21 protein-coding genes are annotated in these 26060 nt (G+C 58.8%); 7 read left to right on the top strand and 14 right to left on the bottom strand.

Annotation, left to right across the window (positions count from 1 at the left end; all coding sequences use genetic code 11):
* Positions 1 to 2 precede the first annotated feature (2 nt).
* Positions 3 to 1709 (top strand): malto-oligosyltrehalose trehalohydrolase, encoded by a 1707-nt coding sequence (gene treZ, locus L8U60_RS02055; RefSeq protein WP_269964733.1) that lies wholly within the window; start codon positions 3 to 5, stop codon positions 1707 to 1709.
* On the opposite strand, the gene ilvA is transcribed toward treZ, so the two are convergent.
* A complete protein-coding gene (gene ilvA / locus L8U60_RS02050; protein ID WP_269964732.1) occupies positions 1699 to 2970 on the bottom strand; it encodes a threonine ammonia-lyase IlvA in 1272 nt (423 codons plus the stop codon). The two genes, treZ and ilvA, sit on opposite strands and share 11 nt — an antisense overlap.
* A gap of 91 nt (positions 2971 to 3061) precedes the next feature.
* Between ilvA and L8U60_RS02045 the strand changes: the two genes are divergently transcribed.
* Positions 3062 to 3523, top strand: coding sequence for a hypothetical protein (locus L8U60_RS02045; RefSeq protein WP_269964731.1), 462 nt, complete (start codon positions 3062 to 3064; stop codon positions 3521 to 3523).
* Here L8U60_RS02045 and dnaE read toward each other — a convergent pair.
* The 8 genes from dnaE to lspA form a co-directional block, all read right to left on the bottom strand.
* Positions 3520 to 7074: a DNA polymerase III subunit alpha gene (gene dnaE / locus L8U60_RS02040; protein ID WP_269964730.1), complete on the bottom strand. Its 3555-nt coding sequence runs from the start codon at positions 7072 to 7074 to the stop codon at positions 3520 to 3522. The two genes, L8U60_RS02045 and dnaE, sit on opposite strands and share 4 nt — an antisense overlap.
* Positions 7075 to 7098: 24 nt before the next feature.
* Positions 7099 to 8394 carry an ABC transporter permease gene (locus L8U60_RS02035; protein WP_269964729.1) on the bottom strand — a complete coding sequence of 432 codons (1296 nt, stop codon included), beginning with the start codon at positions 8392 to 8394 and terminating at the stop codon, positions 7099 to 7101.
* Positions 8395 to 9075, bottom strand: a complete 681-nt coding sequence (locus L8U60_RS02030; RefSeq protein ID WP_269964834.1) for an ABC transporter ATP-binding protein — start codon at positions 9073 to 9075, stop codon at positions 8395 to 8397.
* A 69-nt stretch (positions 9076 to 9144) separates the two neighbouring features.
* Positions 9145 to 10401, bottom strand: a complete 1257-nt coding sequence (locus L8U60_RS02025; protein WP_269964728.1) for an efflux RND transporter periplasmic adaptor subunit — start codon at positions 10399 to 10401, stop codon at positions 9145 to 9147.
* Between the two features lie 113 nt (positions 10402 to 10514).
* Positions 10515 to 12077 carry an HNH endonuclease signature motif containing protein gene (locus tag L8U60_RS02020; protein WP_269964727.1) on the bottom strand — a complete coding sequence of 521 codons (1563 nt, stop codon included), beginning with the start codon at positions 12075 to 12077 and terminating at the stop codon, positions 10515 to 10517.
* 100 nt (positions 12078 to 12177) lie between these two features.
* Positions 12178 to 12654, bottom strand: a complete 477-nt coding sequence (locus L8U60_RS02015) for a hypothetical protein (protein WP_269964726.1) — start codon at positions 12652 to 12654, stop codon at positions 12178 to 12180.
* On the bottom strand, positions 12651 to 13562 hold the full coding sequence (locus L8U60_RS02010) for an RluA family pseudouridine synthase (RefSeq protein WP_269964725.1): 912 nt from the start codon (positions 13560 to 13562) through the stop codon (positions 12651 to 12653). Before L8U60_RS02010 ends, L8U60_RS02015 begins: the two co-directional genes overlap by 4 nt.
* The gene (gene lspA / locus L8U60_RS02005) at positions 13559 to 14032 is read right to left on the bottom strand and encodes a signal peptidase II (RefSeq protein ID WP_269964724.1); all 474 of its coding nucleotides are present in this window, start codon (positions 14030 to 14032) and stop codon (positions 13559 to 13561) included. Before lspA ends, L8U60_RS02010 begins: the two co-directional genes overlap by 4 nt.
* Before the next feature lie 35 nt (positions 14033 to 14067).
* Between lspA and L8U60_RS02000 the strand changes: the two genes are divergently transcribed.
* Both L8U60_RS02000 and L8U60_RS01995 read left to right on the top strand, forming a co-directional pair.
* Positions 14068 to 14901, top strand: a complete 834-nt coding sequence (locus tag L8U60_RS02000; protein ID WP_269964723.1) for a DUF6263 family protein — start codon at positions 14068 to 14070, stop codon at positions 14899 to 14901.
* 5 nt (positions 14902 to 14906) lie between these two features.
* A complete protein-coding gene (locus L8U60_RS01995) occupies positions 14907 to 16568 on the top strand; it encodes an ABC-F family ATP-binding cassette domain-containing protein (RefSeq protein ID WP_269964722.1) in 1662 nt (553 codons plus the stop codon).
* Here L8U60_RS01995 and L8U60_RS01990 read toward each other — a convergent pair.
* On the bottom strand, positions 16565 to 17137 hold the full coding sequence (locus tag L8U60_RS01990; protein WP_269964721.1) for a WKL family lipoprotein: 573 nt from the start codon (positions 17135 to 17137) through the stop codon (positions 16565 to 16567). The two genes, L8U60_RS01995 and L8U60_RS01990, sit on opposite strands and share 4 nt — an antisense overlap.
* A gap of 63 nt (positions 17138 to 17200) precedes the next feature.
* Between L8U60_RS01990 and L8U60_RS01985 the strand changes: the two genes are divergently transcribed.
* The gene (locus L8U60_RS01985) at positions 17201 to 18064 is read left to right on the top strand and encodes an asparaginase domain-containing protein (protein ID WP_269964720.1); all 864 of its coding nucleotides are present in this window, start codon (positions 17201 to 17203) and stop codon (positions 18062 to 18064) included.
* Here L8U60_RS01985 and L8U60_RS01980 read toward each other — a convergent pair.
* A complete protein-coding gene (locus L8U60_RS01980; RefSeq protein ID WP_269964719.1) occupies positions 18051 to 18890 on the bottom strand; it encodes a trypsin-like serine protease in 840 nt (279 codons plus the stop codon). The two genes, L8U60_RS01985 and L8U60_RS01980, sit on opposite strands and share 14 nt — an antisense overlap.
* The gene (locus L8U60_RS01975; RefSeq protein WP_269964718.1) at positions 18850 to 19734 is read right to left on the bottom strand and encodes a DUF418 domain-containing protein; all 885 of its coding nucleotides are present in this window, start codon (positions 19732 to 19734) and stop codon (positions 18850 to 18852) included. Before L8U60_RS01975 ends, L8U60_RS01980 begins: the two co-directional genes overlap by 41 nt.
* A gap of 51 nt (positions 19735 to 19785) precedes the next feature.
* Between L8U60_RS01975 and L8U60_RS01970 the strand changes: the two genes are divergently transcribed.
* Positions 19786 to 20454, top strand: coding sequence for a response regulator transcription factor (locus L8U60_RS01970; RefSeq protein WP_269964717.1), 669 nt, complete (start codon positions 19786 to 19788; stop codon positions 20452 to 20454).
* On the top strand, positions 20451 to 21473 hold the full coding sequence (locus L8U60_RS01965) for a sensor histidine kinase (RefSeq protein WP_269964716.1): 1023 nt from the start codon (positions 20451 to 20453) through the stop codon (positions 21471 to 21473). The genes L8U60_RS01970 and L8U60_RS01965 overlap by 4 nt, the downstream gene beginning before the upstream one ends.
* Here L8U60_RS01965 and L8U60_RS01960 read toward each other — a convergent pair.
* Together L8U60_RS01960 and ileS are read right to left on the bottom strand one after the other, a co-directional pair.
* Positions 21418 to 22785: a DNA polymerase IV gene (locus L8U60_RS01960; protein ID WP_269964715.1), complete on the bottom strand. Its 1368-nt coding sequence runs from the start codon at positions 22783 to 22785 to the stop codon at positions 21418 to 21420. The two genes, L8U60_RS01965 and L8U60_RS01960, sit on opposite strands and share 56 nt — an antisense overlap.
* Positions 22786 to 22789: 4 nt before the next feature.
* Complete coding sequence (gene ileS / locus L8U60_RS01955) at positions 22790 to 25960, bottom strand: isoleucine--tRNA ligase (RefSeq protein ID WP_269964714.1); 3171 nt, start codon at positions 25958 to 25960, stop codon at positions 22790 to 22792.
* Positions 25961 to 26060: the final 100 nt, after the last annotated feature.

The following is a 26060-nucleotide window of genomic DNA, read 5'->3' as shown; positions in this document are numbered from 1 at the left end:
CCATGAGTTCCACTGAGCAGTTCAAAGTCTGGGCTCCACGTGCACATGACGTCCAGCTCATCGTCGACGGCGCCCACTATCCGATGCGGCGCGCCAAGAAGAGAGGTTGGTGGGTCTCCGACATCCCCATGAAACCCGGCCAGCGTTACGGCTACCTCCTTCACGACGGAAACGACTGGGTAGGCCCGTTCCCCGATCCGCGCACGCGCCGCCAACCGGACGGTATCCATGGCTTGTCAGAAGTCTTCAGCACGGACTTCCCTTGGACGGATCATGGACACACAACCAAAAAGCTCCAAGGCCAGGTCATCTACGAGCTCCACGTGGGTACGTTTACGCCGGAGGGGACGTTTGCAGGGGTCGTCGATAAGCTTGATTACCTCGTTGACCTGGGCGTGACCGCAATCGAGCTCATGCCAGTGCAACCGTTCGGCGGTGAGCGCAACTGGGGCTACGACGGCGTTGATTGGTTCGCTGTCCACGAAGGTTACGGTGGGCCGGAGGAACTGAAGAAGCTTATCGACGCGGCCCATGCCCACAACATCGACGTCTTCCTTGACGTTGTGTACAACCACTTCGGCCCGGACGGTAACTACAACGGTCTTTTCGGCCCGTACACCACCATGGGTTCCACTGGCTGGGGCGATGTGGTGAATCTGTCTGGCGCGAATTCAGATGAGGTCCGCGCGTATGTTCTCGATGCTGTGCGCCAGTGGCTCGAAGAATTCCACGTCGATGGTCTGCGCCTCGACGCCGTACATTCCTATGACGACCGCGCCGCGTACTCCATCATGGAGGACATCAACCGGATCGCGGATGAAACCGGCGCCATCATCATCGCCGAGTCCGACCTCAACGATCCACGCATCATTAGTGCTTATAAGCACGGTGGGTACGGCCTCGACGCGCAGTGGCTTGACGACGTCCACCATGCCCTCCACACCGTCATCACCGGCGAAAATGATGCTTATTACGAGGACTACGGCACCCTTGACATTCTTGCTGACACCTTGCGCCACGGCTACCGCTTCCGTCGCACCTACTCCACTTTCCGTGAACGCACCCACGGGAAAGAACTGGACCTGTCCCGCATCGCACCGTGGCAGCTGATCACCTACACCACCACGCACGACCAAGTGGGTAACCGTGCTCGAGGTGACCGCCCTTCCCAAAACCTGACGCCGGCACAACATGCGCTCAAAGCCGCGGTGATCTTCTTCTCCCCCTTCACACCCATGATCTTCATGGGTGAGGAGACCTACGCGCAGACCCCGTTCCCCTTCTTCGTCTCCCACACTGATGAACATCTCCTGCGCCTGACCAGTGAGGGTCGCGCCCACGAATTCGCGCGCTACGGCTGGGACTTGGGCACGGTTCCCGACCCGGCCGACACCGCCACCTTTGAGTCCGCGAAACTCGATTGGGATTGTGGGAACGATTCCGTAGAAATTCACTCCGCCTACAAGAAGCTGTTGTCACTCCGGAAAGACTTCAACCTTGCCCGCGATGACCTCCGCGAACTGCAGGTCGAGCACGGTAAAAACTGGCTCACCATGGGCTACGACGATGTCGTGCTCGCCGCGACCTTCTCCGACGAGCCCGCCACCGTGCCGGTGGGCGGCAAGCTCATCTACTCATTCACCCAGCCGAAAGTCACAGAAACCTCGACCGTGCTGGATCCTTGGGGCTTTGCAGTGATCAGCCGATAACGATGTAGTCATACTCCGGCGTCCCCGGCATGAGGCGCTCGCAATCAAACGATGCCTCTTCCATGCGCTGCAGCAGCGGCTCCAGGTCGGTTGCTCGTGCCAATTCCAAGCCAACGAGTGCGGCACCGGTTTCACGGTTGTTCTTCTTCAAGTACTCGAAGAGCGCAATATCATCATCCGGCCCCAGCACGTCAGTGAGGAAGCGGCGCAGCTGTCCTGGTTCCTGCGCGAAGTTGACTAGGAAGTAGTGCTTCAATCCACGGTGAACAAGAGAGCGCTCCATGATCTCCGCGTAACGCAGCACGTCATTATTACCGCCGGAAATCACACACACCACGGTGCTGCCCGGTGCGAGGTTCACCTCAGCCAGGCCTGCCACCGACAATGCACCCGCGGGCTCCGCGATGATGCCTTCGTTCTGGTACAGGTCCAGCATGTTCGTGCACACTGCACCTTCATCCACATCAGCGAGGTGAATCCGGCCCTGGTTCTGCTCAACGATCTCGTAGTTGATATCACCAACGCGCTTCACAGCAGCACCATCAACGAAGGGGTCGACGTCCTTCAGCGTGACCGGCTCCCCTGCCTTCATCGCTGCTGCCATCGATGCCGCACCAGCTGGCTCAAGGCCAACAATGGCAGTACGCGGCGACATGTCCGCCAGGTAGGAGGTAATACCAGCGATGAGTCCACCGCCACCGACCGGCACCAAGATGTTGTCCAGCGACTTGCCCAGCGCCGACAACTGCGAAACAACTTCGGCTGCCACGGTGCCTTGACCGATCACAGTGTTGCGCGCGTTGAAGGGCTCCACCATCGTGGCACCGCGTGCGAGCGCATCCTCATGTGCCGCCTCGGCTGCTTCATCGAAGTTGTTACCCGTCAGCACGAGCTCAACCGAATCACCACCGTGCACCAGAATGCGGTCACGTTTCTGCTTCGGGGTGCGCTTGGGCACGAAGATCTTGCCGTCAATGCCCATCGACCGGCACGCGTAAGCCACGCCCTGTGCGTGGTTACCGGCGGATGCGGCGACAACGCCGGCGGCCTTCTCGTCCGCGGAAAGCTTGGAGATGTTGTAGTACGCACCGCGGATCTTGTACGACCGCACGTCCTGGAGGTCTTCACGCTTCAGGTACACCTCCACGCCATACTGCTGCGACAACCGCGGGCAGTACTGCAGCGGAGTCGGCGCAATAATGCGGGAGATGTCCGCTTGTGCTGCTTGGATATCGGCTGCGTGGACGGGTGCAAAAGTCATAAGCACACATCTTAGCGCCCTTATAACTCTTGGCTTTACCCCGGCAAGGACGTACACTTTTCGCCGGTACAAATCTCAAGAAGGAGCCCCCGTGAAGAAGACCCTCATCGCCGCCGCGCTCGCAGCCGCCACTGCGTTCTCCGTCACTCCTGCTGCATTGGCAGAAACTACTAATGAAGTGCAGGAGAACCCGAACGACAAGGACACTCCTGAAACTCCTGAGACTCCTGAAAAGGACAAGGACAAAGACAAAGAGAAGGACAAGGACGAGGACGACAAGGACAAGAACGACTTGACGCTCGATCCCACCAAGGACATGTGGGATAAGAACAACGCATCGAGCAACCCGGCTCCTGAGGGACCTTTTAATGCGGAGAAGTCCTCCACCCTGAACCGCGTGTCTGCGTACTACCAGAGCAACCACTTCAAGATGATCTCCCTGATCGTTGGATCAGTGGCCACCATCATTGGTGCTCTGGCTAACTTCGCAGCGGTGATTATCGGCTCTAACCCGGAGCTGAAGGCACGCTTCGCCGCTATGTTCCCGGCTTAACCCAGAACCCCGGCGCCCATCGCGGCCTTCAGATCACCCATGAGGCTGCCGGACCTTTCTACTCTTAGGTGATCCCCCAGAATCATCAGCTGGGAGTGATCCCCATTCACCAGGTTCAGGTAAACATCCGAATCACCCGGATTGTTTGCCAGGACCTGTTTTAGTTTGCGGATGTTGTCCACCGTGCACTGCTCCGTGCGCAGCGTCAGACGCAGAGGCAGGCCGGCACCATTGCCCGGCCCAAGCTCCGGTACCTTCACGTCATCACCGAACAAGCTCATGCGCTCATCGCGGATAGACACGTGTGCCTTGACCAGGATGATGTTGTCCTCAACGATCTGCGGAGCAACTAGGGCGTACACCTTGTTGAACAGCAGAACTTCAACCTGGGCACCGTGGTGGTCTTCCAGCGTGACAATCGCCCACGGCGAGCCGTCCTTCTTTGAGAACCTCCGGTCCACAGCCGAAATGATGCCACCGATGGTTACTTCCTCACCATGGCGCATGCCACCTTCCAGAATCCTTGGCAGTGGCGTATCCGTCTGTGCGTCCAGTGCCTCCTCGAAACCATCCAGCGGGTGGCCGGAGACATAGAGCCCGAGCATTTCACGCTCGAGTGCGAGCTTGTGCTTCTTTTCCCACTCGTCCTCGGGCACCTCGATGGAGAATGCAGCGGCTGCTTCCTCACTGCCAAGCGACGCGAAGAGATCAAACTGACCCTTATCCGCAGCCTTCTTCGTGGTCAGCACCGAATCCACCGCATCATCGGACACGAGCATGAGACCCTTGCGCGGATGCCCCAACGAGTCAAAAGCGCCCGCCTTGATCAGTGATTCCGTAATGCGCTTGTTGCACGGCAGCAGATCGATCTTGTCCAGGTAATCAGAGAAGGACGTGAAATCTCCCTTCGTCCGCCGCGTCTCACGGATCGACTCCACAACTTCCACACCCACGTTTCGGACGGCGGCCAACCCATAACGGATGTCCTTGTCCACAGCGAGGAAGTTCTCCTCCGACTCATTAATGTCTGGCGGGAGAACAGAGATACCCAGGTGGCGGCAATCCGCAAGGTAGATCGCAGACTTGTCCTTCTTGTCGCCTACCGACGTCAACAGGGCCGCCATGTACTCCGCCGCATAATTCGCCTTCAGGTAGGCAGTCCAGTAGGACACCAACGCATAACCTGCAGCGTGCGACTTGTTGAACGCGTAGGACGCGAACGGTTCAATCGTGCCCCACAACGCGTCCACTGCATCCTTGGAATAGCCGTTGCTGAACATGCCCTGGGAGAACTTCTCATACTCCTTGGCCAGCACTTCCGGCTTCTTCTTACCCATTGCCTTACGGAAGCCGTCTGCTTCACCAGCGGTGTAGTTAGCCACCTTCTGGGAGATGTTCATGATCTGCTCTTGGTAAACGATCAGACCATACGTCTCATCCAGAATCTCTCGCAGTGGTTCTTCCAGCTCTGGGTGAATCGGAGTAATCGGCTTGCGGCCGTTCTTACGGTCCGCGTAATCCCAGTGCGCATTCACACCCATCGGGCCGGGACGGTACAGCGCCAAAGACGCGACGATATCGTTGAAGCCCGTCGGCTTCATGCGCTTCAGCAGCTCCTGCATACCGCCGGAGTCCAGCTGGAACACGCCCAAGGTGTCACCGCGTGAGAGCAGTTCATAAACCCCCTCATCATCGGTCTCCAGCGTGTCCAAATCAATGGTTTCGCCACGGTTCTTCTTGATGTTCTCAATCGCATCCCCGAGCACCGTCAGGTTACGCAGACCCAGGAAGTCCATCTTCAGCAGGCCGATTGCCTCACACGCCGGGTAGTCCCAGCCCGTGATCAACGCACCATCAGCAGGGCGCTTCCACATCGGGATGTGGTCCATGAGCGGCACGGACGCCATAATCACCGCACACGCGTGAACACCCGCCTGACGGACTACGCCCTCAAGGCCACGCGCCGTTTCATAGATCTTGGCCACATCCGGGTCCGTCTCAATCATGGACCGCACCTCGGTGGCCTCCGAGTAGCGCTCATGCTCTGGATCCATGATGCCGGACAGCGGAATGTCCTTCGCCATGATCGCCGGCGGAAGCGCAGCATTAATCCGGTCGGCCATCTGGAAGCCCGGCTGGCCGAAGTTCACCTTTGCGGCGTCCTTAATCGCCTGCTTCGTCTTCACCGTGCCGAACGTGATCACCTGGGCGATCTTGTCCTCGCCCCAGTTTTCCGCCGCATAGGTGATCATTTCGCCGCGGCGACGATCATCGAAGTCAATATCAATATCCGGTGCGGACGGGCGCTCCGGGTTCAAGAATCGCTCGAAGAGCAGACCGTGCTCAATCGGATCAATATTCGTAATCGTCAGTGCGTACGCCACCAGCGAACCAGCCGCCGAGCCACGGCCCGGACCAACGCGAATACCAATGGAACGCGCATGCTTGATCAGCTCAGCGACGATGAGGAAGTAGGACGGGTAGCCCTTCATGTCAATGACGTCGATCTCGTAATCGGCGCGCTTGTAGTACTCCTCCGGAACAGTCCCACCTTCGAAGCGGTCCTGCAGACCACGGTGGACTTCCTTGCGCAGCCACGTCGTCGGGGTCTCCCCCTCCGGTACCGTTGCCAGCGGCATGCGGTCATGTGGGTGCTCTTCCCACAGCTCGCCGTAATCACCGACGCGTTCCGCGATCCACAGCGTGTTATCGCAACCATCAGGGACCATGTCGTCCCAGATCTCACGCATCTGCTGCGCCGACTTGATGTAGTAGCCAGTGCCATCGAACTTGAAACGGTCTGGGTCCAGCAGCGTCTTACCGGTCTGCACACACAGCATCGCCTCATGCGCTGGCGCCTGGGATTCCAGAACGTAGTGGCAGTCATTAGTCACTAGCGGCGGCAAATCCAGTGCCTGGCCAATGCGCAGAAGGTCATCGCGCACACGGCGCTCAATGTGCAGGCCATGGTCCATCAGCTCAAGGAAGTAATTGTCCTTGCCGTAGATGTCCTGCCACATCGCGGCTGCTTCAAGCGCCTCGTCATACTGCCCCAAACGCAGACGCGTCTGCACATCACCCGACGGACACCCCGTCGTCGCAATAATGCCTTCTGCATGCTCCGCGATAAGCTCCGCATCCATGCGCGGCCACTTACCCAGCTGTCCCTCGTAAGAGGCAAGCGAACTCAAGCGGAAAAGATTACGTAGACCATCTGCATTCTCCGCCAGCATCGTCTGGTGCAGGTACGCACCGGAAGCAGACACGTCATCGCTCTTCTGGTCAGGGGTGCCCCACAGAACGCGCTTCTTGTTGAAGCGGGATTCCGGGGCCATGTATGCCTCAATACCGATGATCGGTTTGATGCCCGCCTCCGTCATACGGCGGTAAAAAGCATTCGAACCGAACATGTTGCCGTGGTCCGTCATACCCACGGCAGGCATCCCCTGGCGGTCTACTTCCTCCGCCAGCAAATCCACCTTTGCCATACCGTCGAGCATGGAAAACTCGGTGTGGTTGTGCAGGTGGACAAAGGAAGAATTCTTGGCCATAGCTGCCTAGTGTAGCCCGCTTGTCTACTCGTACCTCAGCGCGTCGATAGGCTGCATCTTTGCCGCCTTATTTGCTGGATAAGCACCGAAGAACACGCCGATCGCCATGGAGAACAACAGCGAGAACAACACTGCGCCCATGGGTGGGAAGGCAACCGGACCGTAGGACTCACCATCGATCATTCCGATGAAGCCACTCGCGAAGATACCCAGCGCGCCACCGAGCACCACACCGATGACACCGCCCAGCAGGCCAACCATCACTGCCTCAACGATGAACTGCGTGCGGATATCCCGCTGCGTTGCGCCAAGTGCTTTACGCACACCGATTTCACGCGTTCGCTCGGTCACCGTAATCAGCATGATGTTCATTACGCCAATGCCGCCGACGAGCAGTGAGATGCCAGCGATGGCAGCGAGCACCGTACTGATAATTCCAAAGATGCTGGTGAAGGCCGCCAGTGACGCCTGCATATCAATGACTTCAACTTGAGCCTCATCGTTGTGCTCGTACCAGCGGTCAAGATAGGACTGCAGCTCCTCACGGAACGCCGCCGGATCCTCATCACCGCGGGTCATCACAACAAAGTTGAAAACATTGTCAATCTTTTCGCCGACCCGGTCAGCCACGCTGACAGGGATGTACATCTGCCCGTACGCGGTCTGCTGACCAAAATCGTCGGCGCTCTGTTGCTCGCCTTCGGCGACACCGATAATGGTGAACACACTCGTAGAATCAGTGCTCACATCAATGCGTTCGCCGATGGCGGAGGCAGCGTCGCCGCCAAAGAATGCGTCGACAAGCTCCTGCGAAACAACCGTGACTGGGCGCTGCGTGGCAATATCCTGCTCCGTGATACCGCGCCCGTAGGAGATCTCGACGTTGCGGACCTTCATGGAATCTGCCAACATCGGCATCACATCAACGCTGGCGGTCTTGTCACCGTAGGCCGTCTCCGCGTAGAGAGTCTCCTGAATATCCACGCCCTCGACGCGATCCCCGAAGTGATCCTTAATCTCCTGGAGCTGCTCCAGCGACACCATGTCCTGTTCATCCGTGACAGGCATGTTGAAACTGCCGGAGAAATCGTCTTCTTCCTGGTCGGATTCATCCGACTTCTCCGTGACCAGGACAATGTGCTGCGACGCACCGATGCCTTCCAGCCCTCTGAGCACCTGATTCTGCAGGCCACGACCCAACGTCATGATGATGATCACGGCCATGATGCCGATGATGATGCCCAGCAGCGTCAGCACCGAGCGCATCTTGTTCGTGCGCAGACTCCCCGCGGCGAGGTTGATTGATTCGCGCATTTCCATTTAGCGCCCACCTCCCGCGTGAACATCAACGACCCGGCCGTCCTTCATCTCCACGATCCGCTGGGTCTCCTGCGCGAGCTCCGCGTTGTGCGTAATAAACACGATCGCCTTGCCGTACTCCTCATTGAGCTGGTGAAAAAGGTCCATCACCATGCGGCCGGTGCTCGAGTCCAGCGCACCCGTCGGCTCATCCGCCAGCAACAAATCCGGATCATTCGCAAGACTGCGCGCGATTGCCACACGCTGCTTCTGACCACCAGAAAGCTCATTCGGCGCATGCTTCAGCCGGTCCCCCATGCCGACCATTTCCAAAAGCTCGGTCGCACGTTCTTCGCGCTCTTGCTTACCGACGCCCGCGTACATCATCGGCATCGCCACATTCTGCAACGCATTAATGCGCCCAACCAGATTGAAGTTCTGGAAAATGAAGCCGATGTTCTGGGAGCGGTACGACGCCAACTCATTGTCGTTTTTGATGAAGACATCTTCACCGTTGAATGCGTAGCCACCATGGGTCGGCTTATCCAGCATCCCGATCATGTTCATCAACGTCGACTTACCGCAGCCGGATGGACCAACGATGGACACGAACTCACCGTGCTTCGTATCAAAATCGATGCCGTGCAACACCGTCAGCTCGGTGTCTTTGCCCTCGTTATAGGTTTTGACGATTCCGCGCATGTACACCAGCTGGTCAGGATCAATCCTTACCTGCTCTGGCTGCGCACCGGGGACAGAACTAGTCACTGCTTAGTCCTTCTTGTCCTGTTTATCCTGCTTATCCTGACCGAAGTTCTCATCCACGACCTGGACAGACTGCCCAATCTTGTCCTTGTAGTCATCCGGCCAGGCAACAACGATGTCGCCTTCCTTCAGGTCGCCACCGGTCACGGCGATGTCCGTGTCATTCTTCACACCGGTTTTCACGTTGCGTTCCTCGACCGTTGCCGAGGAATCATCGCCCGGAACAAAGACCAGCACCTTATTGTCTTCAAAGACCGCGTCGCGCGGGATGCTCAGTCCATCACGGGATTCATCAGTGATGATCTCAGCTCGTGCCGAACCACCAAGACGCAGATCATTCATGTCGCCGACAACTTCAATCTCCACCGGGAACAAAATGCCGGAGTCCTTCGACTGGCTCTGCCCCTGCCCCTGCTGGAGTGCACGCGCCGGCGAATCGCCACCCTCTGCCATCGGGGCAATCTTGCGCACGCGACCTTCGAACTTCTTGTCCCCGGTCACTGGCGTAGTGAACTCAACGCGGTTGCCTTCCTTAACCTTGGCAACATCACTTTCCCGCACGTTTGCCTTGACCAACAGGCGGGAAGCATCCGCAATCGTCAGCAAAGCACCGCCCGCTGGTGATCCTTCTTGAGCCTCGATCTTGGTCACCACACCATCCATCGGAGCGAAAATCTCACGCTCTTCCATCTGGTATTCAAGCGCGCTCGTGTCTGCACCGCCCATCTCCGGCTGCGCTGCCAACTGCTCCTCAATCGCCTGCTGTGCCTCGCTCTGCCCCTGCGCGCGGCCCTGCTCGTGCGCCTCAACCAACGCTTGCTCAATCTCCTCCTGGCTCGGTCCCTGGTTAGGTGCCGGGGCAGGAGCTGGTAACGGGGCGTTCTGCGGGAAGATGGAGCTGATGCTGTCGTGGATAGCCTTACCGGCATCCTGCACGACCCGCTGGACCTGACCAGCAGCAGCCGTCATCGCAATCGGCTCACCGGAGGCATTGAGCTGACGCTCAATGGAGGAGGTGTCCATGGTCACCAGCAGCTGTCCCTGCTTCACACGGTCACCAACCTGAACGTGGACGGTCTGCACCGGAACCGTCAGGGTACTCGAGATACCAGCCGTACGAATCGGCTCAACCGTGCCATCCACGACGATGCTGTTCACCACATCCTCACGTGCGGCCACTGCGTAATCGCCTGCGGCGACCCCCTCCTTAGCGGCTCCCTCGCCCCCACCACAGGCGGTGACGAAAAACAGAGATGCTGCCATGGCTAGGGACACCCCAGCGCGACGTGCCCAGATGGTGCGTTGAGATGACAAGATTATTCTCCACTTCAGGGATGCGAACAGAATTACTGAAGAGACTTTACACGCTGCCAAGCTTAAGATGGAAGGCTCATTCTGCGCTCCATGCTGAGGTCTTGGACCGTGGGCCGGTCATCCATGGGGTCTTGGGGTGGTTCAAAGTCCAGATCCGGAACCGGTGGCGGTGGCGTTGGGTGGAAGGGGAAGGACATGCCGTACTTCGTCTCCACTTCTTCCAGTGCACTCACACACTCGTCATAACTCCCACCTGATTCGTACTTATCCATGATCGTGTGGGCCAAGGCGAAAAATCGTGTGGCATTCCGTCGCAGCGTCAGAAGACCACGCAATGTTGTCTTCCATCGAGGGTTTTCTGCCAAGACTTGCTCCTGAATGAACCCTTCTGGCTCAGACTTCATGTAGGTCCCGTCCGGGAGTAACCAAACCACCTCCCCTGTCACCGGATCTGGCAGGTAGTACGCGCGTTTATCGGTTTTTATGTTGTGGTGGTGCTGACACAGGCAGTACAGATTGTCTACCTTCGTCAGGCCACCCTCACCATAAGAAATGCGGTGTTCCATCTGGCAGTTTTCCGCCGGAACGTGGCAACCTGGCCAGACGCATTTGCCATCACGCCACCGAACCTTCGCTTTAATGTCTTCCGGAACCTCATATCCGGCCACTGCACGGTCGAGTTTTTCACTGTCCAAGTCCACGACAGTCCCATTCGCATCCGCCATGTGGTGGAACATCGCGGTTCCTGGTGCCATGGTCCAACCAAAGCGGGGGATATAGACCGGAGCGGTGCAATCAATCGAGCCATCAGCGTTCTTGGGCGCATACCCGTAAATCACCGCTTTAGCCGCGGGAGTTATCTCCCCCGTCAGCAGTTTCACGGTTGCATCCGCCAAGCTGATCTTGTGTTCACGCGCTGTTTCTTCCACGAATGCGCGAACAGAGGCCATCGTTGCGGAGTCTCCGACGACGTTCATACGCGCATTGCCAACATCTTCGTTCTCCGCACTAAATGAGACACTGCAATGCCCGGGCGGTACGTCCTCTTCCTTCTGCTCGCGTTCTTTCTTTTTCTTCGAGCAGTAATCAATATTCGGATCGAACGAGGCCAGGAGCTTTTTCATCCTGCTTTTAATCGTCCATGGCGTGGGCAACTGCTGGTTCACCGATGTTGGACTGAAGAGACCCGCCAGAAGCTCATCAAAAGCAGCCAGCATCTCATCCGTGATGTCATTACCCAACCGCGCCAACTGATTATCAATGGCTATCAAGCGGGACAGGTCCAGCCGCTGAGTCTCCCTCTGAAGATCCCGCAGCATCGGCAGTTCCTGAAGCCGCATGTAGGCGCACATGGCATTCTCCACCGCTTTCTTGCCCATCCCCGTGACTGCACTCAACTTGGCTATCTCCACATGAATGTCATCACTTGAACCAGCAAAGTCCTGCCCATCTTCGGCGTACAGTCCGAAGAGCCCGAACTGACACTGCCGCAACAGCAATGCATATTCCGCGTTTTCATTGTCCGGACACTCAGTGGCAAAGAATGCCTCTTCCTGCTCCGGCCGGGTGTCCTCCCCGTCTCCTATGATCTGTTCCAATCGCTTTCGCTTATCAGAAGCTGACACGATCTCACCCCCTTCTCCTTATTGTTTCCTAGACACAACAATACAGGAACACTTGTTCGACACGCAAGGTCTGGAAAAAACTTTTTAAAAGTTTTTACACCTACACGTTCGAAGGGGCACGAACACCAAAAGTGCCCCACACAGCATCGGGTGGGAGGACGTCGATGGTGGTGATGCGGGGGTCGCTAATAAGCATGCGCAAGACGTCCCCACCGTCCCACACGACCACTGCGATGAGAGGCTCAGAACCGAAAACCTGGGTCCGGTCCGGCATCTCCCCCACGGAGATCGGTGGCTTATCAGCAACGATGATCTGATTCACGCGGCGCACACCCTGCAGCAAGTCAGCAGCCTGGTCCGGATCGAGGGGCGAAGAGAAAGTGATCAGCGCAAAGGCAGGTTCATCGGCTTCCGCAAGCGATGCTTGGGCGCGCTGCGCATATTCCGTGGTGGACTCACCACTGTCCGGGCCGAGTTGATCCCCCATGGGGTGCGGTTCTATGCCCGTGTTCAGGCCCAGCACGTAGACGCCGGCAAGACAGGCCAAGCAGATGAGAGCAGCAATGATGCGATTCATCCGCGGAGCACATCCACCGCATGCTGAAGGTCAGCCGGGTACGGCGACTCAACCTCCATCCACGTGCCCTTCCCCGGGTGAAGGAAGCCCAGCTTGGTGGCATGCAGCCACTGGCGGTTCAAACCAAGTCGTGCACTCAGGTTCGGGTCAGAGCCATACATCGGATCACCCACGCATGGATGTCCCACCGAAGACATGTGCACGCGAATCTGGTGGGTGCGGCCAGTTTCTAGCTGAATCTCCAGCAGGCTCGCCTCGCGGAAGGCCTCCAGCACCTCATAGTGCGTCACCGAATGGCGGCCATCAGACGTCACGGCAAATTTCCAGCCGGAAGAAGGGTGCCGGCCAATCGGCGCATCAATGGTGCCCACGATCGGATCCGGTAGTCCCTGTACAACCGCGTGATACGTCTTGTCCACCGTGCGCTCTTTGAACGCCCGCTTGAGCGCGGAATACCCCGGAATGGAATTCGCCACAACCATCACGCCTGAGGTACCCACATCCAGGCGCTGCACAATGCCCTTGCGCTCAGGTGGGCCCGCATCAGGCAGCTGAAAACCCATCGCGTACAGCCCGCCCACAACAGTCGGACCTTCCCACCCCAAGGTCGGATGCGCCGCAACGCCAACAGGCTTATCGACGACAATCACATCCGCGTCGTCATACAGAATCGTCAGCCCCTCCACCAACTCTTCCTTCGGCATCGGCGGCTTCTTCGGCTCCGGCAGCGTGACTTCCAGGGTTTGGCCGGTGGTAAGGCGGGTGGATTTGGTGGCGAGGGTGCCGTCGATAAGCACTTCGAGCTCAGCGGCGACCGTGCGGGAAACGCCGAACGCTTTGGCCACAGCGGCGTCTACGCGCATGCCATCAAGGCCCTCAGGCACGACTAGGGACCTGTATTTGCTCATTTCTCCCCCGTGAAAAACAGCGCGATGATGAACACCACAACCCCAACGTTGATCGCCATATCCGCAAAATTGAACACGGCGAACGAACCGACGGAGATGTAGTCCACCACGTGACCGAACCAGAAACCCGGCTCGCGGAAGAGGCGGTCGATCAAATTCCCCAAAGCACCACCTGCGATGAGGGAAAGGCCCACGATCTCCCACCGGGTTTTCAGACGTGGCGCCGCAATCAACGCGCCCACCACGAACGCGAGCTGAATAGTAGTGAACAGCCAGGTGGAATCACTGCCGAGGGAGAACGCGGCACCCGGATTGAACACGAGTAGAAGCCGGAACCAATCCCCAATGAGATAGAAAGGTTCCCCTGGCGTCAGTGAAGACACCATGATCTGTTTGAGAATCTGATCGATGATTCCCACGGCGATCATGATGAGGGCCAGATACGTGCGCTTATGAGTAAGGGAGGTCATTGGCCCCTAACCTTAGTCGGCGGTAGGTTCAAGGAGTGAGTTTGCGTAGAATCACCGCCACTCTTCTCGTGGCCAGTGCCCTGTCCCTCGCCGGTTGTTCCAGTCCGGATCCTATTGAGGAGATCCCGGCTTTTGCCGTGGATTCACCAGATGTGAATCTCATTTCCAATGGTGAAGGCGATAAACAGCAGCTAGTTTATGCATTCTCCCCACAAGAATCAGAGATTGCGGTGAATTACGCCGCCAACCACGCTGCCGTGGCAACGGACAAGGTGAATGCGGAAGCACCAACGGGTGAGGGCTTGGAGGAGACGACACTCCCCTTGTCCGTCTCTGTGGTGGACGGAAACGTCGCTGAATTCAACACCGATGGTTTCCGCATGCGGTGGCACATGGACGTGCAAGGGCAGGTTGAGGAGATCAAGCTGCTCCCGCCAGACGGCAGTTCGGACGAGACACGCGCCACCACCGAGCGTGCTCTGCTGCAGATCATGTCCACCAACCCGGTATTCCCCGTGGAGCCGGTAGGTGTCGGCGCGCAATGGTCGGTGAAAACGCGCACCCTCGGTGATACAAATATGCTCCGCACGACCACATACACTCTGACCTCCCGCGATGGGGATACTGTCACGCTGGATGTGCAGGTCCAGGAGGAACCCGCGAAGAAGACCCTCGAGTTGGATGACGGCAATAAATTAACCGCCGAAGACTGGTCGACCACTTCTTCAGGCACCATCACCGTGGATCTGACCAAGCTTCTTCCTACCGCCGGGGAAAACACCGCCACAACACGAACGGTTTACGCTGGACCTAACCCTGATTTCAAAGTGGTGCAGGACATGACCACGGCGACGACCTACAAGAAGTGATCAACATGAGGCATACCCACATTGGTGTAGACGGACTTTCCTTCAGTTACCCGGATGGACACCGCGTCCTCACCGACGTCTCCTTCGCGGTCCCCTCTGGATCAGTGACCGGTTTGATCGGTGAGAATGGCGCCGGCAAGTCCACTCTGTTGTCACTCATCAGCGGTGATCTGAAGCCAACCGCCGGCACGATCATTACCCCAGAGTTGACCGGATTCATCGCGCAAGAAACGTCGCTGCCATTCAGTGAGCCAGCACAATCGCTTATCGACGAATCCGTCCACGAACTCCGCGGCGTCGAACGCGCCATCACCGAACTGTCCGAGCTCATGGCTGAAGATCCTGAGAAGTACTCGGATCAATTCGATGCTGCTCTAGCTCGCGCAGAGAACTCCGGCGTGTGGGAACTCGATGCCCGCATCGCTGCCGTTCTGGCCGGCCTTGGTCTTGCCAATGTTGAATTGAGCACTCCCCTAGGCGAGATGTCCGGTGGTCAGCGCCGCCGCTTCGCACTAGCAGCACTGTTGCTGCGACCGGTTGACGCAATGGTGTTGGACGAGCCGACGAACCACCTCGATGATGAAGCCGTGGACTTCCTTATTGAGGAATTGCGCGCTTTCAAGGGACCTGTGTTGGCTGCATCCCACGACCGCTTCTTCTTGGATAGCGCCTGCGATGGGCTGGTTGACCTCGACCCCGGTTTGGGTGCGGAGGGCGGATTCGGTGAAGAAACCCGCCAGGGTGCGCGTTTCTCCGGTTCTTTCTCTGATTACCTGGTTGCTCGTGAATCCCGGCGAAACCGCTGGGCCACGGACTATGCGGCACAAGAACACGAACGTGCCCGGCTGGAGAAGGCCGCTGCTATCACCGACGAGGACGTGTTCCACTCCTTCGAGAGCAAGACCGAAACTCGCAAGGCAGCCAAGTTCTATGCCGATCGCGCGGCCAAGACCATCGGTGGGCGCCGAAAGTCCGCGGAGAACCGCCTCGAAGCACTCGAACGCCGTGAGATTCCTGCACCTCCGAAACGGCTGCGCTTCCAGGGCCTGCCATCCCACACCGCTACTTCTCTCGGCGTGCCCGCGGTAGTGACGAAGGATCTCGCGGTTGAAGATCGGTTAGCACCGCTGACCATCAAGGTGCAGCCCGGCCAGCAACTCCTCGTGGAAGGTCCGAATGGCGCTGGCAAATCCACACTCCTGAAAATCCTGGACGGTGAGCTCACCGACTATTCCGGCGAACTCCACATGCCGGAAGAGATGACGGTGGCACGCCTCGAGCAGGATGACACTTGGACGGATCTCTCAGTGACGGCGCTGGACATGCTCCCGGAAATCGTCGAGATGGGCCTCATGACACAGGAGCAAGCAGAACAACCGCTGCAGGACCTCTCCCTCGGTCAGCGTCGCCGCGTGTCCTTGGGGTTGATCTTGTCCTCACCGCCGGATTTGTTGCTTCTCGACGAACCCACGAACCACCTCTCCCTCGCCCTTGCCGAAGAGCTTGAGGAAGCATTGTTGGACTTCGAAGGCACCGTCATCATCACGTCCCACGACCGGTGGGTGCGCCGCCAATGGCGCAGGCGCATCGCTGAAAAAGATCAACGCGCCACGATCCTCACTCTGTCCACGCTGTGGACGGAGGAGGTGTGGCGCGAAGAAAGCTAGAGAGCCGGTGCCTGTTCCGGTGCCGGTGCCTCTTCTGGTGCCGGCGCTTGTTCAGGGGCTTCTGCCTCACACATAGCAGGGACCTGCTCAGGGGCAACAGTGTTGCGGATCAGGGTGCACGCCCAGGACTGGGAGAGCTTCCAGGTGCCGTCCTCGAAGACGAAGGACACGTTCTCCGCAGTAGTCGGGCCCTGGTCCGGCTGGGTGAAGTTCACAGCGGCGAGCACCTCAGTCGGGGTGTAGCCCGGCAGGATCGGCTCGACGACCTGGAAGTCAGCGCCGGATTCATTCTTCGCCTGCGTCATCACATCGAAGATTTCAACAGCGTTCTCACCGCCCTGGACGGTGCGGGTGCGCTCCTCCATGGGCAGCTCCGGGTTGGTGGCGCGGGCCAAGATCTCATTGAGTTCAGCAGCGGTGGGCATCTCCGCAGCCGGAGCTTGCTCAGCGCCGCTGCTTACTGCGGTGCCGGAGGTTTCATTGCTCGCAGAATCGTCACTCGAGCACGCCGCGAGGGTCACTGCGGCACCGAAAGCGGACACGATGGCTACAAATTTGCGTGTTTTCACCGTTTTTACGTTACCGGCTTGTCCCCTCAGGTCCAATCGGCGCGCCTGTGGCAATCTGGGAATATGGTGCATGTTTCAGTAATTTCCACTGGTGGCACGATTGCCTGTACACGCGATGCTGATGGCGGGTTAACACCGACGCTTTCCGCAGCGGAGCTCGTCGAGCGCGCTGGACTTCATGGTGTTACGGCACGCGACATCACTGCGCTCGATTCTTCAGCGATGACATTCGCTGATATCGACGCAGTGGTCACGGCCGTGCATGAGGAACTGGAAGACCATTCGGGGGTGGTGGTCACACATGGAACAGATTCCCTGGTGGACACCGCTTTCGCACTCGATCTCTTCTTTGAAGACCCAGTAGTTGTTACCGGTGCTATGCGGCCCGCAGACCACGAGGAACCGGACGGGTTTGAAAACCTCCGCACTGCGGTGCGGTCTTTGAGGTCTCGCACCCACGTGGTCTTTTGTGGGGAGGTGCTGCCCGCACGCGGTCTAATTAAGGGGCATACAGAGGCATTGAATCCTTTTGTCTCTACCGGCGATGTCCCGGAAAATCCGGTCCATCTGCCGCCTGTTTCATTGGCAGGAATGAACGTTCCCATCATCACCTGTTACCCAGGGGCACCGGCGAGCATCCTCGATGGGTGTGAGGATGCGGATGGTCTTGTGGTGGAAGGACTCGGTGCCGGCAATGTCTCCGCGGAGGTAGGCGAAGCATTGGCGGAACTGTCCATGCCTATTGTGTTGACCACCTCTGTCCCCTTCGGCAAGGTGAACTTTTCTTACGGTGGCCCCGGAGGAGGAAACACCCTGGGGAAGCACGGGGTGATTCCCTCCGGTTGGTTACGCGCCGGTCAAGCCCGCATCGCCTTGGCTGCGGCGCTGCGGGCTGGGGTTGATCCGGCGGAGATTATCGGCGCTTAAGCAGGAGTGCGCCGGCACCGATCACAGCGATCAGACCGAGGACACCAGCGATCCACCAGGTCTTGGTGTCCGCACCCTTGTTCTCCTCCATCATGTCCGTTTCCGGCTGCTGGATGATCTTGTCAATCCACTCGTACTGAGCAGCCACTGGAGCAACAGCCACCTTCGGGTTGCTCAGCAGCTCCTCCTCAGACGGGTTGTCCGGATCACTGAACAGGCCAGCGGACATCACAGCGGAGACGCGGCCATCCTGGAAGATCGGTCCGCCGGAGTCACCCGGCTGGATGCGTGCTCCGCCCGCGAGGTCAACGACGGCGGCACTCGGGGCGTCGAAAAGCGCTGGTGCTTCATCACTCGTCTTGGAGGTGCCCTTTGCAGTAGGCAGCTGGGTGGAGCCGCCGGAACCATCGGAAGACCAACCGTAGAGGGTCACGTCACCGTCAGCGAGAGTTTCCTTGGAGACTTCCGCGTAGTAGTCCAGCTGCATGTCCTGGACGGTGTGGACCAGGCCGATGTCACCGATCGGCGCCTTCTCCCAGCGGTCAACCTCGTAGACACGCTGGTCCTCGCCCTGCAGGGTACGGACGCTGCCGCCCGGCTTCTCGAACATCTCCATGCAGTGGCGCGCGGTGAGCACCCAGTGAGGAGCGATGGCCGTGCCGGTGCAGGTACCGTCTTCCGGCTCATCGTCCTGCATACGCAGGGAGACAACCGTGTTAGCTTCCGCCGTGTTGCCAGCCATGTCCTTGCTCTCCATTGCGAGAGCGAGAGTCGGGTTGAGCAGGCTAACCGTTGCTACGAGCGCTGCTGTGCGTACGAGTTTCATAATTCTCCTTAGCGGTTTTAGTAATGTTCGCGACCCCGGCTTCAAGCGGGCCACGTGTGAAGAAGTGCTTCCACACCACGGCGATGACTGCCGCCGCGATCACTGTCACAACGAAGGACAGATACTCAGAGGTGAGAATGTGGAGGCAGTACAAGGTGAGCGTCATCGAACCCATCGGTTGAAGCACCGGGGACGCCGGGATGACGGAGTACAGCAAGCGGCACAGAGCCACCACTGCTGCTGACATCCCGATTGAGCCAAGAACATCAATGATTCCACCCGTGTGGCCATTGGCATCGAGCCATACCGGCAACACAACATGCAGACGCAGGTAGATATCCGCGATTGCTAACGCCCCACCAACAAGCACAGCAATGTTGAGGTGTTTGATCCGGTTGAACAGCATGCCGGCCACCATGAGGGCAACCCACATGGCGAGTGGGTAGGGTGCGCCGAAGATTCCTCCCAGCTGGCTCGTCGTTGCGCTGAGAGCAATAACGATAATGCCCACAGCGCTGAGACGAGGAGTGCTCCAGGAAGGAACGAAGGCGAGGAGCATCATTGACAGGCCCAGCGGTAGCAGGACCACTTCGATGGATCCCGCGAAGGGAACCAGCACGAAGTGAAGAATGATGAGGATCAGGCCACGCACCAAAAAGGTGACCGGGTGCGGGCGCATCAAGCTCATGGAGATTCCGGCGAGGAATGCAAAGAGCGCCGCCGGGAACCCATAGAGCAGCTGCCCAACGATGCCTAAGGTGTTCGCACCAGTCACTGTCAGGTGCGCCGCCACCATGGCAATCAGGGCGACTGCGCGTGCCACATCAATTCCAACTATCCGCATGAACCGCACGTTACGGAGGGCGATGTTGCGAGAGCGTTAAGATCATTTTTCATGTCCCCTCATGTACTCATCGTTGAAGACGAGGTCTATCTCGCCGACGCATTGCACACCGCCCTGACCAGGGAAGGAATGCGGGCGGAAGTGCTTTACGACGGCACCGCGGCCGTGGAAAAACTCGCAAGTTCCGGCGGCGGCATCGACGTCGTTGTGCTGGACCGTGACCTGCCTGGCGTGCATGGTGATGAGATCTGTGCGCGCATTGTTTCGGATTATCCGCACATCCGGGTGCTCATGTTGACCGCATCTGGCACCCTCGACGACCGCTTGAGTGGGTTCAATTTGGGCGCCGATGATTATCTGCCCAAGCCGTTTGAACTGCCGGAACTCATCGCGCGGGTAGTCGCATTGGGAAGGCGTAATTCCCCCAAACGTGATTCTGTCTTGGTGTCCGGTGATGTCCGGATGGATACCGTGCGGCGACGCGTCATGCGGGGCGATAAGGAGATTGCTCTCAGCCCAAAGGAATTCGCGGTGCTGGAAGTACTCATGGAAGCCGGTGGCGCGGTGCTCTCCGCGGAGGAATTGTTGGAGCAAGCCTGGGATGAGAACGCGGATCCATTTACTAATTCACCGCGCGTGACCATCTCTTACCTTCGGAAGAAGCTTGGCGAGCCACAGGTGATTTTCACTCGACCTGGTGAGGGGTACTACGTCTCATGAGTCTGCGTTCCCGCATCACCGCGATGTTCGTGGCCACGACAGCTTCGGTGGGCCTGGCGCTCATCGCGCTGGTGTATGGCTACCTGAAATTAACGCCAGTCCCCTTCCGCGCTGAATTCCCCGATTCCGCCGTCATCGATGGCGCGGTGCCGGTGAGCAGCGATATTCTGCGCGTTATGTTGACAGCTTCCCTGGTCAGTCTGCTGGTGCTGACGGTTTTGGCCGGTGTCATCGGATGGTTCGTGGCCGGATGGGTGATCACGCCGCTGTCATCGATCGCCTCGACTGCCCGCAAGGTCACCGCCGGCGATATGAAGGAACGCACGGGGTATACCGGCGCGGCTGATGAGCTCGGGGACGTATCAAAGGCGTTGGACACCATGCTGGATACTCTGGCTGATTCCATCACCGCACAGAAGCGTTTCTCCGCGAATGCTTCCCATGAGTTGAAAACCCCGATCTCCACCATCCAAACCATCGCTGATGTGGCGCTGGCAGGTGACAACGACGGTGAACTGCGAGAGGCACTGAACCGCATCCGTGAAGTGAATGCTGGCAATGCGAAAACAGTGACTGCGCTGCTGGATCTTGCCCGCGCAGAAATGCCAGCTGTTGATGCTGTTGATTTCGGTGCCATCTGCCGTGACTGCGGGATTGATGCGGAATCAGTCATTGTGACTGGTGATCCAGTCTTGCTGCAGCACGCGGTGTCGAACCTGGTGCGCAATGCGCACACTCACGGGGAGTATGTCTCGGGCGCGTTGACTCTCCATGATGGGCTGGCCACGGTGACGGTGGAAAGTGCTGGTCCGGGACTGAGTGAGGAGGAAGTGGCTACGTTTGTGGAGCCTTTCACCGGATCAGGTCATGGTTTGGGGCTCACACTGACGGACAGCATCGCCGCATCACACGGCGGGAAGCTTGAGCTTCTACCGCGAGTGGGTGGTGGTTTGATCGCCCGTTTCAGCGTTCCAACCAGTCATCCCATGCCAACGAATCAATCGGGTCGCCCGGCTTAAGATCCGGGTCCTCCGCACGCAGGTTCACCACCCTGCCGGGGCCTGTCGCACGGGTTTCAAACCGCACGGTGACAAAGCCGTGACCCGTCCCCTGAATCCAGCCGTGGCCGAAGTCCGGGTGGGTGACGTCCTGGGTGGCGCGCCAACCTGATTCGGTGTGTGTCGGCTCAGGCATGGGTGTAACTAAGTCAGCCAAGTCAGACACGCCGGTTTCTTCCGGGATCACCTGATGGGGCGTGATCTCTTGATCCAATTCTGGGAACAGGGTGTCTTGCATGATGGATTCCAGGCCAGAAAAACTGACTCCCACCAGCCGGATCGGGCCAACTTCATCTGGGTAACGCGCAATTTTGAAGGCCGCTGCGGTGAGTGTGTCTTCATCATCAGTCGCATACGGCAGAGTCATCGACCGGGATTCAATGCGGAAGTCCGCCATTTTGAGTTTGACGGTGATGGTGCGGGCACCGCGGCCGTCGATAAGCAATCGACGATGCGACTCACTCGCCGCGCGTCTGATGGCGGCCTCGACTTCCGCGACGGTGGTCAGATCGGTCGGGTACGTGTGCTCCGCGGAGATCTGTTTTGCTTCCGCACGCGGAGCGACGGGCCGCTCATCGGTGCCACGAGCAAGCTGCCAGAGTTGCTTGGCCACGGCACCCCCAAGCGCAATATCCACCTCTTTTTCTGTGAGTTGAGCGAAGTCCCCGATGGTTTCAACCCCGGCATTAGTGAGTTTCGCGCCCGTAACGGGACCAACACCCCACAACTCATTGACGGGAAGAGGGTGGAGAATGTCTTTCTGGCGGCTGCGTGGAATGATGAAGACACCATCCGGTTTAGCCAGGCCTGAGGCAATCTTTGCGTACTGTTTACCGGTTCCCGCCCCGATTGAGCTCGGCAGGCCTGTTTCCTCCCTGATCGCCTCGCGGAGCTGATTTGACCACTGCTCAACATCTTCCGGGGAAGCACCCTGGAGGTGAGCGGGTTCCATGAATGCCTCGTCGATGGAGAGCTGCTCCACCACATCTACGTGGCGGGCAATGATCTCAAACACCCGGCGCGACGCCGTGGAATACACAGCGCGGCGAGGGGCGACGAGGACGGCTTTGGAACCGACTAATTTGACCGCACGATACGTGGGCATGGCGGAACGCGCGCCGTACTTGCGTGCCTCATAGGAAGCACCAGCGACCACTCCCCTGCCCGTCACGCCGGCGACGAGCACGGGGCGGCCCTTCAGTGTCGGCCGAGTGAGCTGCTCACAGGACGCGTAGAACGCGTCCATGTCAATGTGCAGCACCCAGCGAGACATACCTCTAGTTCTTCTGCACGCTCGCAGTCACACCGGTGACAACATCATGACCTGAGATCGGCTCGGTGACCACGTCGAAGGACGTCGCCAGCGTTTCCGCAGCAATGTGGTCCGCGTGGGTGCGTGCCCACTCTTCCTTGTCCGCCGGAACGGACAGGACCACGGCAATGCGGTCAGAGACCTCAAGGCCTTCCTGCTTGCGGGCATCCTGCAGGCCACGGATCACGTCTGCTGCCCAGCCTTCGGATTCCAGTTCCTCGGTGACGTTGGTGTCCAGGACGACCAGGCCGACTTGTTCGCCAGCATCCACGCGTGCGGTGCTGTCAGGGTTCTCTGCCACGAGGCGCTCGGTGTAGAGCTCCGGCGTCAGAACAATGTCACCATCGACGATGACGTTCTCACCCTCGCGTACGTAGTTGCCTGCCTTCACGTTCTTGATGGCGCGCTGAACGTCCTTGCCCAAGGTCGGGCCAGCGACCTTCGCATTCACCACAACCTCGAAGGAGCCAGCGGCGTCCACGTCAGTGGTGAGCTCAACATTCTTCACATTGACCTCATCACGGATGACGTCCTGGAAGTTCTGCAGGGAATCAGCGTTCGGCAGTGCCACGGTCAGGCTCGGCAGCGGCAGACGGTTGCGCAGCTTGTTGGACTTACGCACGGACGATGCAGCGGAGCACACCGCGCGGGTGGCATCCATGGACGCAACCAGGGCATCATCCGACGGGATATTCTGTGCCTCCGGGTAGTCCTCCAGGTGCACGCTTCGGCCACCAGTCAGACCACGCCACATCACCTCAGAGATGTACGGCAGCAGCGGAGCCGTCGCACGGCTCAGGATCTCCAGCACCGTGTAGAGGGTGTTGAATGCCTCTGGGTGCTCGTCCTGGCCAGCCCAGAAACGGTCACGGGAACGGCGGACGTACCAGTTCGTCAGGGTGTCTGCGAACAGACGGACCTCTTCGCAGGCACCAGAGATATCCGTGGCATCCAGCGCCTTCTTGGTGTTATCCACCATGTCGTGCAGCTTTGCCAGGATGTAGCGGTCAAGCACATTGGTGGACTCGGTGGAGAACTCCGCCTCCCTATCCGCATACAGCTGGAGGAAGGAATAAGCGTTCCACAGCGGCAGGATCGCCTGGCGGACACCGTCGCGGATGCCCTGCTCCGTCACGATGAGGTTGCCACCGCGCAGGATCGGGCTGGACATGAGGAACCAACGCATCGCGTCAGAACCATCACGGTCAAAGACCTCGTTGACATTCGGGTAATTGCCCTTGGACTTGGACATCTTCTGGCCGTCCGAACCCAGCACGATGCCGTGCGCGACCACCTGCTTGTAGGCCACGCGATCAAACAGCGCGGTAGACAGGACGTGCTGCACGTAGAACCAACCACGGCTCTGGCCGGAGTACTCCACGATGAAGTCCGCCGGCTGGCGCACGTCGTGCTCCTCGACGTTCTCAAACGGGTAGTGGTACTGCGCAAACGGCATGGAACCGGACTCGAACCAGCAGTCCAGAACGTCCGGAACACGGCGCATCATGGACTGGCCTGTCGGATCATCCGGGTTTGGACGAACCAGCTCATCGATGTACGGGCGGTGCAGGGATTCCGGACGAACACCGAAGTCCTTCTCCAGCTCATCGAGGGAGCCGTACACATCCACACGCGGGTACTCCGGGTTGTCGGAGACCCACGCCGGAACCGGGGAACCCCAGTAACGGGTGCGGGAGATGTTCCAGTCGCGTGCGCCCTCAAGCCACTTGCCAAACTGGCCATCGCGCACGTGGCTAGGGATCCAGTCGATGGTCTGGTTGAGCTCCACCATGCGGTCGCGGATATCCACGACCTTCACAAACCACGCCGGCAGAGCCATGTAGATCAGCGGCTCACCGGAACGCCAAGAGTGCGGGTAGGAGTGAACAATAACCTTGTCCTGCAGGACACGATCCGCTGCCTTCAGGTCACGGATGATGTCGCGGTTGGCGTCGAACACCAGCTTGCCCTGGTACTCAGGAACGAGGCTGGTGAACTTACCGTCAGCGTCAACGGGGATGACCAGGCCGATACCGTACTTCTCGCACGTGATCATATCGTCCTCACCGAAGGCCGGAGCCTGGTGGACGATACCGGTACCGTCCTCAGTGGAGACGTAATCTGCCACGAGCACCATGAAGGCGTTCGGCTGATCCGCAAAATAATCGAAGACCGGCTTGTAGGTCAGGCCCTCCAGCTCGCTGCCCTGGAAGGTAGCAAGCACCTCATTCTCGCCCAGTTCCTTCGCGTAGGAGCCGATGAGTGCCGTGGCGATGAGGAAGGTGCGACCGGTGAAATCACCCTCGGTGACGCGGATCAGGGAGTACTCGATCTCCGGGCCAACAGCGAGAGCAAGGTTGGACGGCAGGGTCCACGGCGTCGTCGTCCAAGCAAGTGCCTCAGCGGTGTGAAGCTCAGGGTTGTTCTCCCACGTCTTCAGTGCAGGGAAACCCTCACGCGCGCCGGTAAGCGGAAGCGTCACCGTCACCGTGGGATCCTGGCGCTCCTTGTACGAGTCATCCAGGCGGGTCTCCTGGTTCGACAGCGGAGTGTGCTCAGCCCAGGAGTACGGCAGGACACGGAAGCCCTGGTAGATCAAGCCCTTGTCGTAGAGGGTCTTGAACGCCCACATGACGGACTCCATGTACTCGATGTCCATGGTCTTGTAGCCGTTTTCAAAGTCGACCCAACGCGCCTGGCGGGTAACGTAGTCTTCCCACTCACCGGCATAGTGCATGACGGACTGGCCACAGTACTCATTGAACTTAGCCAGACCCATGTCCTGGATCTGTGCCTTGTCGGTGATACCCAGCTGCTTCTCTGCCTCCAGCTCAGCCGGCAGGCCGTGGCAGTCCCAGCCGAACACGCGCGGAACGTGGTAGCCGGTCATGGTGCGGAAACGCGGAACGATGTCCTTCACGTAACCCGTCAGCAGGTGGCCGTAGTGCGGCAGGCCGTTAGCAAACGGCGGACCATCGTTGAATACGTACTCTTCGGCACCTTCACGGTTCTTCAGGCTGGCCTGGAAAGTATCGTCCTTCTTCCAGTAATCAAGAACGACCTGTTCCATCTCAGGGAACTTCTGCGACCCCCCGGTCATGTCCACCTTCGGGTACACGCGAGATGTGTTTTCCATGGATCCTCCACTTAAAGCCGCGGGGACGCGATCACTCGCGCGGTACCACCCCGCTTGGGAACTAGGAAGTCCCCCACTTCATTAGTGGATTTTCCGGTTC

Origin of the sequence: Corynebacterium meitnerae, from assembly GCF_027570075.1 — a bacterium.
Classification (GTDB): Bacteria; Actinomycetota; Actinomycetes; order Mycobacteriales; family Mycobacteriaceae; genus Corynebacterium; species Corynebacterium meitnerae.
This window is presented reverse-complemented; position numbering and strand designations above follow the sequence as displayed.